Origin of the sequence: Sphingomonas gei (genome assembly GCF_004792685.1) — a bacterium.
In the GTDB taxonomy this organism is placed as follows: Bacteria; Pseudomonadota; Alphaproteobacteria; order Sphingomonadales; family Sphingomonadaceae; genus Sphingomonas; species Sphingomonas gei.
In genome coordinates this window covers 299,124-318,509 of the sequence record NZ_SRXT01000002.1, presented here as the reverse complement: position 1 = coordinate 318,509, position 19,386 = coordinate 299,124, and the positions used below count along the sequence as shown (strand labels likewise).

The window sequence follows — 19,386 nt, the reverse complement described above, 5'->3', positions numbered from 1 at the left end:
CGCGCGACAAGGCGCGTGGAGCCCAAAGGGTTCCCATCCCCCGGTTGACCCGCCCGGAACCCGCGCTTAGGGGCGGCAGCGTGGGTCCGTAGCTCAGTTGGTAGAGCAAGCGACTTTTAATCGAGAGGTCATGGGTTCGAATCCCATCGGACCCACCACTCGAAGCTCTCGCAGCGGCGGCCGCCGCAACCGTTGCCGTCTGCGTCAGCGGAGGCGCAGTGCAAGACGGGCACCGGCCGAAGCCGATGCCCGCTGGACGATCACAGAATTGTGCGCCGCGCAAAGCACGCGGCCGCGCGTTTCAGATCAGAAGCGCAAGCTGATGCTCGCCTTGCCGCCATAGTCGCTCCACTCGCGCGAGGCGTTGGCGAAGCCGCCAATGCCGAAACGCAGGCCGGCATCGGTGACAAGATCGAGGCCGAGATCCACATCGAGCGCATCCTTGCCGAGGCTCGCGCCGCTGACGCCGAAGCCCGATCCGGTCGCGAAGCGCACGTTGCGGCTGCCCGACAGGTCACCCCAGGCATGCTGATAGGCGAGCGACACGCGCGGCGCGAGGCTGAGCCCCGCGGATACAGGTGCCGAACCGCCGAAGCGGAAGCCCGCCGATGCGCTGCTGGTCTGGCGCGAGTCGCTGTCGACGGTCAGTGCCGCCGCGCCGCCGGTTTCGGCGAACGCGTCCACATCGGTCCAGTCGTGCGCCACTCGGGCGAACAGTCCGAGATCGAGGGCACCTTCGATGACGTCGTAGCCGACTTCGCCGAAGACCTGCGCCGAATGTGCATCGGTCTCGCCGACGATCGTGCCGGCGATGCCAACGGTACCGAGCACGCGGCGCGTGTCGATATCGTGCCAGGCGTAATTGCCGCCGAGCTGCACGCCGAACGCGCCTTCGGGCTGCCAGGCGAGACTGGCACCGGCCAGCCGCGTCTTGACCTCGGCGTTGCTCGCGCGATCCCCGACAGTGACGTCGGAGTCGACATAGCCGCCGTTGATCCCGAAGCGGAAGCTGCCCGTCGCGAAGTCTACGCCGCCGATCACGCCGCTGCGATTGCTCGACAGATCGCCGAGGCCGTCCTGCGCGCGCGAATTGGCATAGACCTGCAGCGCCTGCGCCCACATGCCGATGCCGTCGCCACGGACCAACCCGCGCGCCAGCACGGCATCACGGACACGACGACCACCGTCGATCAGCTCGGAACCGAGCGACGCGTGCAATTCGCCCGACAATCCGTCGAACGTGGCACGCGCGCTCGCGCCGCTCTGGACGAGCGCCGCATTATAGAGCGCATCGCCGAACCCGCGGCTGTTCACCGCCAGGGCGACAGCGCCCTGGTTCGCAGTCACCGCTGCCGAAGTGAAGCTGATGTCGTTGCGGACCAGGCTGAGCGTGACGCGGTCGGTGGCGTAATTGAGGAACGGCGTGAGGAAGGCGAAGTTCGACGTCACCGTGTCGAACTTGCCGGTCAATCCGCCTGCTGCGGAAAGGATGGTGTAATTGGTGAGTTGGGCATAGGTGCCCGCGCCGGCCAGTACCTGCACCGTGCCGCCCTGGATGGCAGCGCTGCCGGTGGCGTTGACGCGGTCGGCATTGCCCGCCGCATCGACTTCGACGGCGAATACCGAACCCTTGGCGAAGGCGAGATTGCCGATCACGGTCTGGGTGCCGATCGAATTGCCCGGCGCCCAGGTGCCGCCCGATCCGATCACGGTGTTGCCGAGCGAGCCGGTGCCGCCCAGCGTGCCGCCGGTGTTCACGGTCAGCGGCGAGACGATGCTGCCGTTGACCGCTAGCCGGCCCTCGTCGACCGTGGTGCTGCCGGTATAGGTGCTGTTGCCGGTGAAGTTCAGCGAACCGCTGCCGGTCTTGGTGAAGCCGCCATCGCCGCTGATCGACCCGGCGAAGCTGCTGTTGGTGTCCTGGTTCACCGTCAGCGAGCCGCCGGCGATGTTGACGCCCGCGGTCTTGCTGGTGCCGGCGAGCTCGGCGACCGTCTGGTCGGTACCCGAGAAGTCGACCGTGCCGTTGCCCTCGACCGCCAGTTCGGTGGTCTCGGCGACTGCGCCCGTCAGCTTGATCCCGCCGCCGTTGAGCACGGTGGTGCCGGTGAAGGCATAGCCCGTCCCGAAGGTGATCGTGCCGGTGCCTTCCTTGACGAAAATGCCCGAACCGCTGAGCACGCCGACGAAGCTGTATGCATCCGAGCGGTTGACGATCAGCGTGCCGTTGTCGACCAGATCGCCGATGAAGGTGCCGGTGGTGCCGCCGGTGCCGATCTGGAAGATGCCGTTGTTGACGAAGCTGCCGTTCTGGCTGCCGGTGACCACGACCTTGGCGCCGGCATCGACGGTGTTGGCGCCGCTATTGGCGAGGCTGTTGGTGCCGTCCAGCGTTGCGGTGCCGGTGCCGGTGAAGCGAACCCCGCCGGTGCCGGTGACGATGGTATCGCCGAAGGTGGTGCTACCCGCATCGGCTCCGCTGCGCACGACGAGCGTGCCGTTGCTGACGATGCTCGGGGTGGTGATGCCGGCGATGCCGGCACCGCCATTGACGAGCTCCAGCGAGGCGTCGGTGCCGATCGTCGCGCGGCTGAACGCGCCGCTGGTCGCGCCGGCGGTCCAATAGCCGCTCTGCACGGCCAGGCTGTCGAAGCCGCTGAAAGCCGCGACGGTCTGGTTGGCGGCTGCCGCATTGCCGGTACCGATCAGCACCGCGCCGTCGGTGCCGCCGCCGCCGTAGATCGTGCCGTTGACGATCGAGCCGGTGCGCAGGATCACCTGATCGTCGCTCGCGCCGAGCTCGACCACGACCGAGTTCGGGCCACCGGCGAGGGTTCCGCTATTGTCGAGCACGGTCTTGCCGCTGGCGAGGATTGCCGGTCCGAAGCTGCCCGAGATGGTGCCCGCGTTGATGATAGTGTTGGTGCCGCCCGCGGTCACGTCGATCGCAGTGAGACCCGAGACGCTCGCGCCGGCCGCGACCGCTACGTTCACATTGCCCGGCGGATCGATCCACAACCCGGTGCCGTTGGCGGCGCTGGCCGCCCCGGTGATCCGGACGGTGACCGCGCCGTTCGCGCCGTTCGCGAGCAAGTGCACCGCATCCGAACCGGCGCCAGTCGCAGTCGCATTGCCGATCGTCGCGTCGATCGTACCGCTGGTCGCCTCGGCGAACACTGCGTCGCCGCGATAGACCATTCCGGTCGACTGGTTGACCGAGATCCCGCCGTCCGACGAAGCCGAGCCGATGTTCAGCGCCACGCTACCACCGGTCGCAGCAACGCCCGTGCCGCCATCGCCATGCGCGACCGCGGTGGTGGCGTTGATCGTCACCAGCCCGCCGGCGGTGCCGTAGATCGCATTGCCGTGCGCGGCGGTGGCGGCGCCGCTGGTGATGGTCAGCGCGCCGTTGGCGGCGTGGCCTTCGACAGCATAGGCATTGACGCCGTCGGCAGCCGAGTCGGTGGCGTTGATCGTGACGTCGCTATTGCGGCTCGAGCCATAGACCGTCGCGAGCTGGAAGCCCGCGCTCTTGGCGACGTTGCTGGTGATCGTCACCTTGCCGCCGCCGACTGCGCCGACTGCAGTTGCATAGTCGCCCGCGGTCTCGGCATGGTCGCTGACCACGGTGACCGCGCCTGCGCCCGACGCATAGCCGAACACGGCATCCTGGGTGGCGCCGGTAGCGGTGTTCGAGCCTGCTGCAGTGGTGATCGTGGTGCCGGCGTTGATCGCGATGTCGCCATCGGTGGTCTGCGCCCAGATGCCCTGCGCGCCCAGGCCCACGGTGCGGACGGTGTCGCTGTTGATGGTGATCGCGCCGATGGTCGAGCGCGCATCGATGCCGAACGCGTTCGCGCCCTGCGTCGCTATGCTGCCCGTATTGTCGATTGCGATCGCGCCGGTCGAGGCGACCGAGATGCCGGAGGATGCGCTGCCCGCCGTAGTGATCGTATCGCTGGTGATCTTGGTGGTGCCGGTTGCGCCGACGATGTTGATGCCGTGCGAATTGTTGCCGCCGGTGGTGATCGTGCCGCTGTCGATGGTGAGATCGCCGCCGCTGCGATCGAACCAGATGCCGAACGACTCGCGGCCGAGGGTGCTGATCGTGTCGCTGGTGATCTTGGCGCTGTTGGTGATCGTGGCGACGTATATCCCGGTCGCGCCGTAGCCGCCGGTCGAAGTCACCGTGCCGCTGTCGATGACCAGGTCGCCGGCGTGGAAGATGTGGAAGCCGTACGAGGTCTGGGTGATGTTGACGACGTCGCTGGTGATGTTGAGGGTGCGGTCGGCATAGGCCCAGATTCCGGCCTGGTTGTTGCCCAGCGCCTCGGTGGTGCCGGCGCGCACCGTCGCATCGCCCGAATTGATGTAGAGTCCGGTGCCGCCGGCCGCATTGGCGTTGGTCAGGCGGGCGATGCCGCTGGTGAGGTTGACCGAATCGCCCTGGGCGATGATCGCGTTGACCTGGTTCGTGCCGTTGGCAGTGGCGACATTGCTAGTGATCGTCGTCGAGGTCGGGAAGACGCCGCCGTTCGAGCCGGTGAAGATTCCGCGCAGGCCGCCATTGGTGACGTCGGCGTTGATCGTGATCGCACCCCCCGCGCTGATCGCGGAAATGCCGCGGCTGTTCGGATTGCTGCTCGAATCGATCGTGCCGGTGGTGATGTGGACGTCGCCGGCCTGCGCACGTGCGTCGACGCCGTAGGACAATGCCGTCCCGGTGGCGCTGATCGCGTTTGCGGAGATCGTGATGTCCCCGCTGCCGGTGTTGGTCGCCGCGATCGCCGCGCCGTTGTTGACGCTGCTATTGGCGTTCTGGATCGTGCCGAGGCTCAGCGCGATGTTGCCGCCGCTGGTGGTGACGTCGACGGTGCGCGGGCCGCCCGATCGCGTGCCGGTCTCGGTCAGTGCGTAATCGGCGTTGGTGTTGGCGCTGACATTCTGCGCCTGCGCCGCAAACGGCACGAGCAAGGCGCCGAAAGCGCTGCCGGCGAGCATCAGCGCGCGGGTTGGTCGGGCGTGGGCGTGAGTCGTCGTCGCGTTCATCGTCTTGATTTCCTAGATTTTCGCCGCGCACGGCAGGACCAGCGAGCGGCTGGCAAAGTAAGCCGCCCGTTACGCAGAGTTCCACGTGCCGACGCACCGCGCCGGCTGTGATCTGCCTTTCATGTTTTCAGCAAAGGTTCCCCACGCGCCCGGCGCGAAACACGCCTGTGCAGGCCCGATACGTTCGACATTGATCAAGACCCCGTGCTGCTTCTCAGGCCTAAGACGCAGCCGATTGATTACAAACACTTAACGGTCAATCAATTATGTCGATTTCGACACGTCCGTACGACCTTTGGGAACGTGCATTCTAGATCGCCAGGGGCGCGTCATGCCGCCCAGGCTCGCGTAGCAGGAGACGCCAAGCGCCATCCTGCCGCTTCAGTAACGGTTCGGCATCGGCATGAGCGCGCCCGAGCGCGCAAGCGATCGTCGTTCGGGCGCGCATCGGTGCCGTCGCGCGACTATCCGCCCGGCGCAGCCTTTGCGTCGAGGCCCCGGACCACGTCGGCGGTCAAATCGTTGGCGAAATTGCCGCCAAGCGCCGAATTGCGATCGAACAACAGGCCGCACTTCTTCTGCTGATAGGCCGCCGCGATCACCGGCTGGGCGGCGTCGGCGATCTGCTGCATTTCCTTGGCGCGCGCCGCCTCGATCGCGCTCGATCGCTGCTGTGCCTTGGCCTGGAGCGGCTGGAGCCGGGCCGACAGCGCCTGGTCGCGAGTACGGCGCTGTTCGGGGGTGAGCTTGGCGGCCTCGGCCTGGAAGGCCTTGAGGTCGGTCTCGATCGGCGCGCGCTCGGCGGCGATCTCGGCCTGGGCGTCGTCCGACATCTTCTTGAGGCGCGCGGCCGCCGCCTTGCCGATCGCGGCGTTGGCGAAGATCGCCTCGCGCGACAGCAGGCAGACGCCGGGGACGATCGGGCCGCCCAGCGAGGCGGCCGCCGGCGCGGTCTGGGCGAAGGCGGGCGCGCCGATCAGGAGCAAAGTGGTGGCGCACAGCGCGGTACGAAGGATCATGGCAACAACTCTCATGCAAAAGGCAAAGATCAGGCGGGGTTCGAAATAGCGTCGCTATGTGACGGCGCAGCGGCAGCGGCAGCGGCACGCGCACCCTGGCGGGCCAGCAATGCATTGAAATGGTCGAGCGAGGCGAGGTGATATTGGACCAGCGCCAGCCAGCCATTCCGGTACCATTCGAGGATCGTCGCGTCGTCGAGCGCGGCGAATGCCCCGGCATCGACCACCAGGAATCCGTCGACGGCGAGCTTGCGGCCATCGGGCAAAGTAACGTCGGCGCGGCGCGGGACCAGCAGGCCGCTCGCCTTCAGCGCCGCGCAGAACGCGCCGGTCGCGGCAGCGTCGCGGCGATAGGCTTCGCAGAATTCGAGCGCCTGGCGAGTCAGCGCGGTCGGCGCGCCGTCTTCGAACAACGCGACCCCCTCGTCCCCCGACGGGGCGAAACGATCCGAACCGACATCGGCGATCAGCGCGAATTGCTCGGCATCGTCGGTGGCGACGAAGCCGAACGGGTAGCGGCGGACATAAGCGGGGATGTGCAGCCCCTCGGCCCAGGCCCCGTCGGTTACGAACAGATTGTCGTCGGCCAGCCCGAGCAGAACGACCGGCGAGGGCACCGCCGCATCGGCGAACAGGATCGGATAATGGCGCGCCGCGGCGACGAACTCGCCGACCACCACGGGCACATAGGTCGTTGCCGCGGCGAAGCCGTAATCGCCCTCCTTGAGGCGCCAATCCTGGTGCCGTTGCGACGAAAGCGCTTCGGGCGCGCGATAGAAAAGCGGCAGTGGCGGCGATTCGGACACGATGATTTCCTCGGATGTCAGGAAGGTTCGCGGGCGGAGAGAAAGGGAGTAAACTCCGCCCGCTCGCCGTCAGATCGTCTGACGGCGAAGCATGATGGTGCGCGGTCCGATTCGCACCGGCACCAGTCCCTCGGTCGAAAGCAAGCGGCGCAGCGCTTCCTCCGGCGTCATGTTGCCGCGCAATGCCGGCGTCGTGCGCGTCCTGGTTTTGGCGGCGTCGTAGAGGATGTTGAGCCCCGACGCCCGGCCGACCGCGCGGATCGCATCGTCGAGCGGCTGCTCGCCGATGTCGAAGGCGACCTGCGCCACGACATCGCCGCGCATCGCCACCTGGGTCGGTGCCGGTCGGCCCTCGGGCAGGGCCGGCACCGTCGTTTGCGAACTGGTGTCGCGATCGCCCGCGCAGGGATCTTCGGGACCGCCGCAATTGCCATAGCCGGTGACGTGCACCTCAATCAGCGAGGGCGAGACGATCGCCGCATTCTTGCGGACCTGCGACACCGCTTCGTCGAGTGCCTTGTCGACCGCGGCCGATTTGGCGCCGACTTCGCCGGTATCGAGCGAGGTCGGCGGCGCTGCCGGCGGCACCGGCAGGCCGGTCTGGACGCCGGCGACGTCGATATTGTCGGTACCGAGAACTTCGATCGCATAGACGTTGAAATTGCCCGAGACGCGGATGCCCGCATCGCCGGCGTCGACGATACCTGCCGGCGCGATCAGGTCGACGTCGGCGGGCGGGGTGCCCGGCTGCGTCGCCAGCGTGCCGATGCCGGCGCCGGTCGGCAGGCCGGCGGGCTCGCGCACCATGCGGGCCCAATTGTCGAGGGCGTAGTTGTAGAATTGTGGACTGATCGAGGTCTTGGCCCCCTGCCCCGCGGCGATGTCGCCCCAGGACGACCAGATCAGGACGTTGCCGCCCTTGCTGGTGAGGATGCGCGACTGGTTCACCGCGACGCTATTATGCGACAGGATATTGATCTCGCCCCCGTCGTTGGTGACGATTCCGGCGCGCAGCGCATTGCCGCGATCGCCTTCAAAAGCCGGCTGGCCGGTCTCGGCGGCGCTGGCCGCGACGTTGGCGAGCGTCATCGCGCCGCCGGGGATGACGAACTCGACCTTGCCGCCCCCGTTCGAAAGCACTCGGCTGGCATAGGTCTCGAAATTGCCGGCCCAGCGCGATTCGCCGGCGGCAAGCGCGGTCTTGCCGTCCTTCTGCGCGCCCGGGAACAAGGTCTCGATCGCCTTGTAGCCGCGGAAGCTGGTGTCGAAGCGATCGCTGTCGGGATCATTGGCTTCGCGGCCGGTGGTGCGCAGTTCGAGGAACAGCACGCTGCGATAATACGGCGTCTTGAAGTCGCTCGACAGTCCGTTCCAATAGCTCCACGCGGTATCGAGATAGGCGCGCTGCTCGGCCTTGGTCCCGAGCGGATCGAGCCCCTGCAGGCGGCGGACATAATTGACTAGGCCTTCGCGCGGCTCGGGGGTGGCGAATTCGCCGGTGGCGCCCTGGGCGCGCGCATATTCGCGGTCGAACAGATAGAGCGACAGCCCGTCCTCGAGCAGATAGTCGGCCATTCCGGCGGCCTTGCCGGGATTGAGATAGGCATCCTCGAACGCCTGGTAGGATGGCGCCTGGTTGAAGCCGGTGCTGATCGCGATGTCGGCGGCCTTTTCGTCGGCATGCCAATCCTGCGGCCCCGACGGCCATTGGTTGGCGCTGCCCGGGAAGGTGAACACCTTGATCCGCTGGGTTGTGATGCCCAGCCCGTTGCTCGGCAGCCAGATATCGGTGCCGGCTTCGATCTCCAGGCGACCAGGACCACTCAGCGTGATGTGACCGAAGCTGTTGGCGGTCGGCGCGTCGGTCGGTGCCTGGAAGTTACGATCGAAATAGATGCCGCCGCCGGCGCGGACGATGCTGACGTCGTTCAAGTTGTTGTGCTGGAGGTCATAGGACGGGAAATAGATATTGCCCTCGGCCTGCAGCCAGGTCTGCTTGGGAATTTCGAGCAATGCCTGGTTCGACGTGACGATATCGCCGCCCGCGGCATAGATGCGCACCGGCTGAGTATCGCCGACATGCAGATCGGGGACGTTGTCGATCGTGAAATAGGTCACCCCCGGATAGGCGCTGCCCGAACCCGCGGCGAGGAACATCGAACGACTGATCGTCGGAGCCAGATTGGCCCCCTGGTTGGTCGGGGTGCGGATCAGCGCCATCTTGGCCTGGCTCATGAAGATGCCCTGATAGGCGCCGCGATAATTCTGCGCTTCCTCGCCCAAGGTGAGGTTGGGCAGGAACGGATCCACCGCCTGGGTGCCATAGCCGATATAGACGTTGCCGCCGGCGAGCAGATCGAGCTGCCCGGTCGCCGAGGGCAGCAGGGTCATGCCGCCGAGCACGCGGACATCGCCGGTCGCTGCGATCGCCGCGACGGTCGAGGGATAGAGGTCCCAGCCCACCGAATCGCGCCCGGTTACCGGACGGCTGGTATTGCCGTAGAACAGCACCGGCTCGGGGCGGTTATACACCCGGGTCGGTCCCGAGGCGAAATAGGCCAGGCTGATGTTGAGCCCGTTGTTCCACAAGGTGACGTCGCCGCCCGCCGAGAACAGCCGCACGCTGGCTTCCTTCGTATAGCTGACGAAGCGATTGTCCGCCCAGTCGCCCGCATAGTTGATCAGCGGATCCATCACGCTGTCGACGTTGAGATCGCCACCGCTCTTGATGTCGAGCTGGCCCGATGAGGTGAAGAACATCGTGTAGAGATCGTAGTGCGCGGCGGTCAGGCGGTAGTCCGCCTGGAGGTCGCAGCCGCCGGTGCACTGCAGGCTGGGGGTGGCATAGACCGTCGAGCCCGCCAGGATGCTGCCGCCGACATTGAGATCGCCGGTGCCCGAGGCGACATAATAGGCGCCGCCATACAGGTTGCCGCCCGCACGCAGCGCGAGGTTGCCGCCCCCGGTGAGCGTCAGCGCCATCGGCGCATTGAGCCCGTTGTCGAGCTTGGCCGTGTTGCCGGTGACGCGGCCGCTATTCGGGATGGCGACGCCCAGATTGTCGACATCGCCGCCCGCGACGATATCGACATTGCCGCCGCCCAGCGCGCCGATGCCGCCCTGGAACGCGCCATAATCGATCCACCAGCTGCTCTGCTGGAATCCGCCCTGGCCGTCCTCGACGAACAGCCCGGTGACGTCATCGATCCTGCCGGCGCGCTTCTGATAGCCGCTCGGCATTTGCGGCGTGAGCCGGCTCGCATTGATGTCGCCGGTGACCTGGATGCGCAGATCGCCGCCGCTCTGGCCATATTGAGCATCGGTCGGAACGGTGAAGCCAGCCAGGTCGGCCGCCTTCTGCCCGGCGGTGTAGATCACCGAGGCACGCTCCTGGAGCGTGAGGTCACGTCCGGCGGCAAGGTTGATCGCGCCAGTGCCGGTGCGCACGGCATGCCCGGTGGAATTGTTCCACTGGATGAAGTCGCGCAGATCGCTGTCGATATTGCCGTTGCCGTCGACATTGACCGAGCCGAGGCTGCCATCTGCCCGCATCGACGGATAGCCGCTATTCTCGAGCACCAGCCAGGGCAGCGGCCGCCGCGCATAAGAGCTGGTATCGACATAGTCGCCGGTCAGCGGATCCTTGGCGATCGGCACGCCGGTCAGCGGATCGAGATACTGGCCGTTGGCGTCCCGAGTAAGCTCGAAATAGCCGACCTGGGCGTTCTGGTCCTGGTTGCGGACGAAGCGGCCGAATGCGTCGATCAGGTACAGCCGGTTCTCGTTGCCGAATGCGGGATCGTAATAATATTCGATCGTGTCCGGCGTGCCCCCGACGATCAGCGAACCGGCGCCGTTCAGCATCCCCTGCGACAGCACCGCCATCGAATCCGGGCTCTCGATATTGGCGCCCGCCGTCAGATTGAATGCCCAGCTGTCGCCGTTCATCAGCGTGTTGCCGACAAAGCCATCGGTCAAATCGGCGTCGATCTTGAGATCGCCCGCGGCGCGCAATGTCAGCACGCCCGCGGCGCCGTCGAAGCGTACGCCCGACAGGTCCCAGTCGGTGGCGAGCGTCAGGTCGCCGTCGCTGCGCAATTCGATGCCGGCGGTCAGCGTGACGCCGGTGCCGAGGCGGTTGCGGATCGCAGCGGCATTGGCCGCCATGAACGCGACCGCATCGCCCTGGACCAGATCGATGACATTCTGGTCGACCACCGAAATGCCGTCATAGACGCGATAGCCTTCGGCGATCACCGAACGCGCGCCCGAAATCGTCCCGCCGAGCTGGCCGATGGCGATGTCGCTGCCCAGCTGCGGGGCGCGGAAGCGGACCAGGCGGCCGCCCTCGCCGCTGCCGCCGACATCGATCAGCGATCCTGCCGCGGTCGAGATGGTGCCGCCGTTACGGCCCGTGGTCTCGAGCAGCACCGTGCCGCCTGCGCCGCCGGCCGATCCGCTGGCGAGCAGCCTGGCGGTCGATGCCAGCACGACATCTTCCGCGGCGGAGAGCTGGATGGTTCCGCCATTGTGGCCGGTGGTGCGGATCGTGCCAGTGACGTTGACCGCGCCGTCATTGGCGATGACCGCGAAGTTCTGGACGTCGACGGTGCCGCCCACGGTGACGTCGCCGCTGTTGATCTCGAAGCGGCGGCTCTGGCGGAAGCCCGCTGCGTCGAGCAGGTTGTTGAACCCCGCAAAGTCGCCGAGGCTCTGGGTCAGCAGGTTGAACGACCCGCTGGCATAGCCCGCCTCGGCAGTGCCGCGCACCGTACCGCCCAGGCGCGCTTCGCCCTGGCCGGTGCGGATCGACAGCGTGCCGGCATTGCCGCCCGCCGCCGTGCCCGAGACGTCGATCAGCGAGCCCTTTTGCGCGACCACGTCGCCGGCATCGGCGATGAGATTGACCGTGCCGGCGCTGACCCCGACGCTCTTGTCGTAGAAACGGCTGACGTTCGAGGTGACGTCGAGGATCGAATCCTGCGCCAGCACGACATCGCCGCTGCGTGCCTGCAGGCTGATCGTGCCGCCGGTGATCCGGGTCTGGCCCGAATAATTGACCGAGGACCCGACCAGCCCGAGCGTGCCTCCGAACGACTGGAACACCGGCAGCTTGGTGTTGCCGTTGAACGCGACGTCGATCGCGCCGGTGGCGTCGAGGAACAGCCGCGCGCTGCTCTCGGTGGTCAGCCCGCCGGACGAGATCGCGATCTGGCCGGGGACGAACAACGTGGTGTCGTCGCGTCCGATCACCCGCTCGGTGGCGTGCACGTCGAGCTTGGCGATGCCCGACAGCCACTTGTCGTCGCCTTCGATGTAGAGATTGGTGGCGTCGAGCCGCAGCGTCGCATCGCCGGCCACCGCCTGGGCGGTGCCACCGCTCGAATTGGCGAGCGTCAGCGTCGTCGCGCCGATCTTCGCCTCGCCGCCGCCGATGACGTTGATCCGGCTGGTGTCGAGCCGCAGCCCGCCGCCCGCCGCCAGCGTCACCCCGCCATAGAGATCGATCGAGCCATAGCTCTTGAGCGTCAGATCGGTGGCGTTGCCGAGCAGGCCGAGCGCCCCGCCGGCGAACACCAGCCCGCCGGTGCCGGTCGGCACCGCGCCGATGCTGATCTGCGATGCCGAGGCGCTGAGCTGCTTGGCCTGGAGCGTCGCGCCGGTGGCGAGCAAGGTATCGTCGGTGGCGTCGAGCGCGACCGACTGGCTGCTCACGATCGAGGCGCCGTCGGCGATGTCGAGCACGCCGCCGCCGACCTGGATCGGGGCAAGCCCCTTGCCGGCGCGCGCGGCATTGATCGCCGCAAGCGCCTGCGGATCGGCGCGCAGCGCGTTCATCGCGGTCACCGCGGCGGTGTTGCGCAGGATATCGACCTGCTTGCCGCTCGACACCCGCAACACCGCGCCCTGATCGAGCGCGCCGTGCACCTGGTAATCGTCGGCAGGGGTCCAGCTGGTGTCGTTGTCGTGGATGAAGGCCGGGGTGGTGGCAAGGATGCGCAGATCGCCCGAGCTGCCGCTGATCGTTCCGCGATTCTCGATCTTCGCGCCGGCCAGCACATGGATATCGCCCTGCGAGGCGAACAGCAATTCGGGCCCGTAGAGCACCGATCCGGCGTTATCGACGACCACGTCGCTGCTCGACACGGTCAGTTCCATGTTGGTCGCGCCCTGGCTGCGGACGCCGCCGATCAGCAGGCTCTCGGCGCCGAACGCGTTGAGCTGGTCGCTCTTGAGGACCAGATAGCCGTCATAGCGAGTCAGATCGGTGTCGCTGCCCGCGACGAGGATCTTGCCGCCGGCAATGTCGGCGAAGCCGCCGCGGCCGCCCTTGGCCGCCGCCGATTTGAGCGTGCCGTTGAGGTTGAGTTCCTCGCCGACCTTGAACACCACCGAGCCGCCGTCGAGCGGGATGCGCGGAATCTCCGAGACCGGGCGATTGACCCGCAGCGCCTTGCGCAGGAAGGCGTCCGACGTGAAGAACTTGTTGGCGGTGGTCTCGATATAAGTCGAGCGCATCCGCAGCGCGGTGCCGGGCATCACGTGGAAGCCGATATCGCGCTGGTCGCGCGCCCCCGAGGCGCCGTCGACGCGGTAGCCGCTCTGCACGGTGGAGCCGTCGGTGAGGTTGGCGACCTTGCCGATCGGCGCGTCGGTGAAATTGCCGTAGCGATGGTTGGCGGTGACGCGGAATGCGCCGGGCAGCAGCGCATATTCGGCCGGAAGCAGCGTGTAATAGCCGGCCTTGAGCCCGCTGCCGCCCGACAGATAGACCTTGTCGCCGATCCCGACCTGCGACGCGCCGAAGCCCATCGGGGCGATGTTGCCGGCATAATCGGGGAGCACGGCATAGATCTGGCCGGGCGACGCGACCCAGTTGAAGTCGGCATCGCGATATCCCGTCAGCCAATCGACCGTGCCGCCGACGCCGGGGACGAATTCGCGCGCGAACAGATCGCCGCCGCCGCTGACGTCGAGCACCGCGCCCGATGCGATGTCTACGCTGTCGCCGGTGAGGTTGATCGTCTTGGTCGGCAGCGTCGTCAGTTCGAGCCCGGTGAACGGATCCAGCCAGGTATCGCCGTTCGACGTATAGCCGTACGGGATGACCTTGCCCTCGGCCGAAACCGAGGTGAGGCTGCCCGCCGCTAGGACCAATTTGCCCGCGCCTTCGGTGCCGTTGTCATAGACTTCGAGATTGAGCGTGCCGAGCGGCGAGCGCAGCGTGCCGCCCTGGAGGATGGTCGGCGCGCGCAAGGTCAGCTTGGCGCCGGCTTCATAGGGGCTCGCATTGATCGGGCCGCCATCATCCTGCGCCTGGATCTCGATCCCGACATCCGAAAGAACGTTGAAGGTCCGGCCGGTGCCGGCATAGACCTGGTCGGCCTTGAGGGTGAGCTTGCCGGTGCTGCTCAGCGTGCCGCGCGGCGCAGCCAGCGGATCGAGCGTGTAGCCCGAGAAGCGGATATCCCCGCCCGAGGTCAACTTGGTATCCGAGAAACCATAAAAGCGGCCGCTCGAAACCTGGAGCAACGTCCCGGCCTTGAGCTCGATCCTGGTGTCTTCATTGTCGCGGTTGACCCCGAACGCGCCGAGGCTGGTGAGATAGCCGCTCTCGCCGGTTACGCCGGCATCCAGGCCGTCCAGCTGGACCACGCCGGCTTCGAGGCTGACCTTGGCGCCTTCCATCGCGAGGAATTGCGGGCCGGCCAGCTTGATCGTGTCGAACACGTAGGAGCCGTCGGCCTTGCGTCCGCCGAGCGAGACATTGCCGGCGAAGATCATTCCCGGGGTCGCGTCGACCGACAGCGACGAGAAGCCGCCCTCGCCGATCTTGGTCGGCGACAGCAGGGTGATGCTCGGCGGGCCTTCCGGCGGAGTCGGCGGCTGATAGCCGACGAAGCCCAACGCCGTGAGCAATGCCTCCTGAACGTCCGGGATCGGCGGCGCAGTGAGATCGAGGCCCGATGCATCGCCGATCACCAGCATCGGCGGCACGCCCTTCGCCGCGGCTTCATATTGGCCGAGCAACGCCACGGTTTCGGGCGAGAGAGTCGTTCCCGGCGCGAAATCGAGCGGCGTGCCAAAGGCGTAGGACCAATCGATCGTGCTCAGATCGACTCCGACCAGCGAGGATATCGGGTTGCCCTGGAAATCGACGAAGAAGCCCCAGCCGGCATATTGTTCGAGCTGATCGATCGCTTCCTGCGCCGTGGAACCGCGCCCGCCGCCGCCAGCGGCGAGCTGCGCCTGCCAGGTGAGCGAGAAGGCGCCGCCGCGTGCGCCGATGCCGCCGGCCTGGGCGCGATAGGTCGCGTCGTTGATCGCCAGCACCGTGCCGTTGATCGCAATCGAGCCGCCGTTCGAGGCCAAAGTGGTCGGCCGGCGCAGCACGCCGCCGCGACCGTCGTCGACCTGCAGGTCGAACACCGCGCTGGTGCCCGAGACGTCGATCAGCGAGCCGCCGTCGATCTTGAGGTCATAGGCTTCGAGCGAGACGCTGCCGCCATTGTAGATGACGCCGTCGACCAGTTCCTTGCCGAGCGCGTCGATCGTGCGGTTGGTGATCAACGAGGCGCCGGGGGCGAGCAGCTTGCCGGTCTTGGTGAGATGGAGGAAGGTCGCTTCGTTGGTGTTGTTGCCGGCGAGGATCGAGATCGCGCCGCCGGGCGCGAGAAGGGTACCGGCGATCACCGCGTTGCCCGTCACCGAGATCTTGCCGCCGATTTCGGTGGCGAGCAGACTGCCCTCGCGGAGATCGACGGTGCCGATCAAGGCGATATCCATGCCGCGACGCAGCGAGGCGGGGCGCACGTCCTGCGGCAGATAGCCGATATCGGCGACGTCGTAGATGTCGGTGCCCGACACCGTCCAGAACGACGGCGGCAGGCCGTTGTACAGCGTCTGGTCCTTGAGCTGCAGCGTCGCGCTCGACGCCGACACCGACACGCCGTCCAGCAGCGTGATCGTCGGCGCCATCAGCGAGATCGCCGAGAAGCCGCTGCGCTGGAAGAATTCCGGGCGGATCAGCATGTTCTCGAGCGCGTTCTCGTCGGCCTCGGGATCGATCGCGGGAAGCGCATTGCCGATCACCAGCGGCTTGGACACGGTCAGCGAGAAGGCGCCGTTGCCGGCCAGGCCGTATGCGCGGGCATGGTCGAGCGCGCCGATGTCGAGCGCGTCCTTCTTGTCCATGCTGAACACGGTGATGTTGAGATTGCCGCCCTTGCCGCCGGTCAGGATGCCGTTGCGGTTGACCCAGGCGCCGCCGCTCGAATCGAGCAATGCGGTCGCGGGCAGGATCATGCCGACATCGTCGGCCTGCGCCGCGCTGCCGCTGGCGACGAGCGTGATGTCGCCGCCGTTGATGCGGGGCACGCTGGTCAGCGCGATCGGCTCGTCGATCTCATAGTCGCTGTACCACGAACCGCGCGTGTCGATCTTGGTGGTCGCGCCGAGCTTGAGGCCCATGCCCGCGAGCGAGACGTCGCCGCCCTCGGTGCGGATGCTGCCGAGGAACTCGAGCCGCTGGTCGGCGCCGAGCTCGAACGATGCGCCATTGGCGAGGTTGAGATTGACTCCGGCCTCGACGATGACCGCGGCGCCGTCGAGCGGGACGAAGGTGTTGTTGACCAGCTCGTCGCCGACTCGACCGCCCTGGTTCAACGAATAGCTGCCCATCGTCGAGCGGTTGAAGAAATCGGCCGAGGTCAGTGTGGTGTTGTCGTAACGGCGCGGCGCGTCGCGGCTATAGCCGTCCTCTTCGAGATCATATTCGTCGCCGAACAGCTCGCCATATTCGTTGCTGAGCTTGTCGGCGAAGCCGAACTGCGCGCTCAGCGCCTTTTCCTGCGCGGTGATCAGGATGTTGTTGCTGACATATTCGCCTTCGCTCTCCCCCGCATTATTGAGGAGGAAGGCGCCGCCGGCGGGGATGTTGCCGCGCTGATAGCGTCCGGCGACGGTCTCGCCGCGCAGCGTGCCCTGGAGCACGGTGTCGGGCGCGAGGATCGTGATCTTGCCGCCCTTGCCGCCCTGCTGATAGCTGGTCTCGTACTTGCCCTGCACCGACGACATCAGCGGAATGTAATAAGCGGTCTGCTTGCCCCATTTGGTGTCGTAATCGACCCATTCGTTGGCGAGGCCCATATAGAGCTCGTCGGGATCGGCCTCGCGGATATCGATGATCGTGCCGTCGAGCCGACGCAGCAACGTGGTATAGACGAAGCCATCCTGATAGGTGGTAACGCCGCCCGAAACGTTGATCACCGAGCCCGATTTCATGATGAAATCGTCGCCGATGTCCATCACTAGCGAACCGCCGTCGGTGAGGAACTGCGCCAGCGTGCCTTGCGACAGATTGTCGAAGCTGCCCCAATTGGCGAGATTGGTGCCCGAGCGGCGATCGATCGAAATCTCGCGGCGATAGAGCGGGCCGTCCTTCTGGATCGGCGAGTCCGACAGCTGCGCCGCGAACAATTTGCCGGTGACCTGATGATAGCCCATCGCCAGCGTCGTCTTCCAGCCCGACAGGTCGATCGTCGCGCCCGATTCCATCAGGAAGCGCGTGCCGTCCTCGTTGCCGGCATTGGCGCCGTTGCCGCGGTTGTTGTCGTACATGAACTGGCCGGCATCGAGCAGGACGTTCATCTTGCCGCTGGGCATGTAGATGATCGAATCCTGGAGCATGTAGACGCTGTTGGCGTTGATCTTGATCGAGCCGACGCTCTGCGCGCCGCCCGAAACCGGGATCATGTCGGTGGAGTCGAGATCGGGCGTGATCTGGGTCAGGCTGCCCTTGCCGAAGGTGACGGTGCCGTTGCCGGGCGCCGCATAGCCGAAGCCCAGCGTGTCGCCATTGGCATATTCGCGCCAGTCATAGATCGTCGCAGCGAAGCTGATCTTACCGCGGAACAAAGCAGTCGACGTCATGTCGATCGCGCCCGCCTGCTCGAGGCTGAGACCGCGGAAATCGATGCTGCCGCCGCGCTTGGCGGTGATGATGCCTTCGTTGCGCGCGGTGAAGCCGATTGCGCGGGCGCGCTCGGCCTGGCGGGCGTTGAGATAGGCGCCGATCAGGCCGCCTTCGACATATTGACCGTTCTCGAACGAATTCTGGACGAGTTTGTTATAGTCCTGCCCGCTCAGCACATCGCCGACCGCGAGTTCCTTGCCGAGCAGCATCGAATAGAAATCGCGCCATTTCTCGTCGGTGACGGTCTGGGTCGGCCAGCTGTACGGGATGTTGGCGCGCATGAAGGCAAGGCCGTTATACGCACCGGCAAAGGCATCGAGCATCCCGCCGGTCGTGGCGGTGAGATAGATGTTGTCGCCCGCTGCCAGGATCACCTGGCCTTCGTCGCGGACGTTGATCGTGCCCTTGTTGGTGACCCGCGGTCCCGCCAGGATCACCTTGCCGAACTTGCCGGCGTTGATCACGCTGTTGCGGCCGACCGTGACGTTGTAGCGCAGCGGATCATTGGGGTCGACGACGGTCGGGCCGTCGCCCATCAGATCGTAATAGTTGGGGGAATTGGCCCAGACGGTCTGACCAAGCGGGTTGTACCCGCTCTGGCCGGCGGGATAGGACCAGCTGTTCGAGAAGGTCGGGTCGGTCCGCTGGTTGGAATCGCGCGGGAACGACGTCAGGCCGCCGCCGATATAGGTCTTCGAGAAGGGCTCATAGACTCCGAACAATTGGTCGTCGCGCATGAACAGCGACGACAGCACCACCTGCTGCGCGTCGATCTTGCCTTCGACCGACAGGCCCGACGGCGCGACGAGGTAGATGTTGCCGGTCGCCTGGACGTCGCCGGCGATCTTGGTCACGTCCTTGCTGTACGAGCGGTTGAGCGCGATCCAGCTCGCCTTTTCCTGCTGGAACTTGAGCACTTCACCCGCCTGCAGGCTCATGTTGCTCCAATCGAGCAACGCCTTTTCCGACGACTGCACGATCGTCGTGGTGTTGCCGGCGACGTTGACGTCGGAGAAGCCGCGGCCGGTGACCAAAGCGCGGGTGTTGATCTTGGCGTCCTTGCCGATCAACACGCCATTGTCGTTGAAGATATAGACCTTGCCGAGCGCGCGGATCTCGCCATTCACTTCCGCCGCCTGGTTGCCATGGACGCGATTGACCGCGATCCAATTGGCCGATTGCTGCTGGAATTCGAGCACCTCGTTGGTCTTGAGGCGGAAATCCTCCCAGTCGAGCAAAGCCTTTTCCTGGGTCTGCTTGATCGTCATCAGCGGGCGGCCGTCCGCGGCGCTGCCGATCACCGGGCGGTTGGCGCCGCTCCATACCGAGACCTGGCCGTTGGGGCCGGTGATCCGGCCGGCCTGCATGCCCACCATGCTGCCGAAATCCTGCGCGCGCGCCGGTGCCGGCGCGAAGCTCGCCGCCAGCGCGAGCGCGGCGAGGCTGCCCCCGCCGAGCAAAGTGGAAGCGCGCACGGTGAGCGTGGGGCGACGAAGTAGGCGGGTCATGGCGGGCATCCTGCGCTGAGTCATTTAGT

At 66.4% G+C, this 19,386-nt stretch carries 4 protein-coding genes and 1 tRNA gene; 1 reads left to right on the top strand and 4 read right to left on the bottom strand.

Going from position 1 to position 19,386, the window contains the following annotated elements:
- The first annotated feature begins 82 nt into the window (after nt 1-82).
- A tRNA-Lys gene (locus tag E5A73_RS05515) sits at nt 83-158 on the top strand.
- Between the two features lie 148 nt (nt 159-306).
- Here E5A73_RS05515 and E5A73_RS05510 read toward each other — a convergent pair.
- The 4 genes from E5A73_RS05510 to E5A73_RS05495 form a co-directional block, all read right to left on the bottom strand.
- On the bottom strand, nt 307-5,049 hold the full coding sequence (locus E5A73_RS05510; protein WP_135962797.1) for an autotransporter domain-containing protein: 4,743 nt from the start codon (nt 5,047-5,049) through the stop codon (nt 307-309).
- 464 nt (nt 5,050-5,513) lie between these two features.
- Nucleotides 5,514-6,068, bottom strand: a complete 555-nt coding sequence (locus tag E5A73_RS05505; RefSeq protein ID WP_240700044.1) for an OmpH/Skp family outer membrane protein — start codon at nt 6,066-6,068, stop codon at nt 5,514-5,516.
- Between the two features lie 29 nt (nt 6,069-6,097).
- Nucleotides 6,098-6,874, bottom strand: coding sequence for a SapC family protein (locus E5A73_RS05500; protein WP_168355815.1), 777 nt, complete (start codon nt 6,872-6,874; stop codon nt 6,098-6,100).
- 69 nt (nt 6,875-6,943) lie between these two features.
- Nucleotides 6,944-19,357, bottom strand: coding sequence for a filamentous haemagglutinin family protein (locus E5A73_RS05495; RefSeq protein WP_168355814.1), 12,414 nt, complete (start codon nt 19,355-19,357; stop codon nt 6,944-6,946).
- Nucleotides 19,358-19,386 lie beyond the last annotated feature (29 nt).

Coding starts and splice junctions, on each gene's coding strand:
- E5A73_RS05510 (WP_135962797.1), bottom strand. CDS start 5,049: ATGAACGCGACGACGACTCACGCCCACGCCCGACCAACCCGCGCGCTG.
- E5A73_RS05505 (WP_240700044.1), bottom strand. CDS start 6,068: ATGATCCTTCGTACCGCGCTGTGCGCCACCACTTTGCTCCTGATCGGC.
- E5A73_RS05495 (WP_168355814.1), bottom strand. CDS start 19,357: ATGACCCGCCTACTTCGTCGCCCCACGCTCACCGTGCGCGCTTCCACT.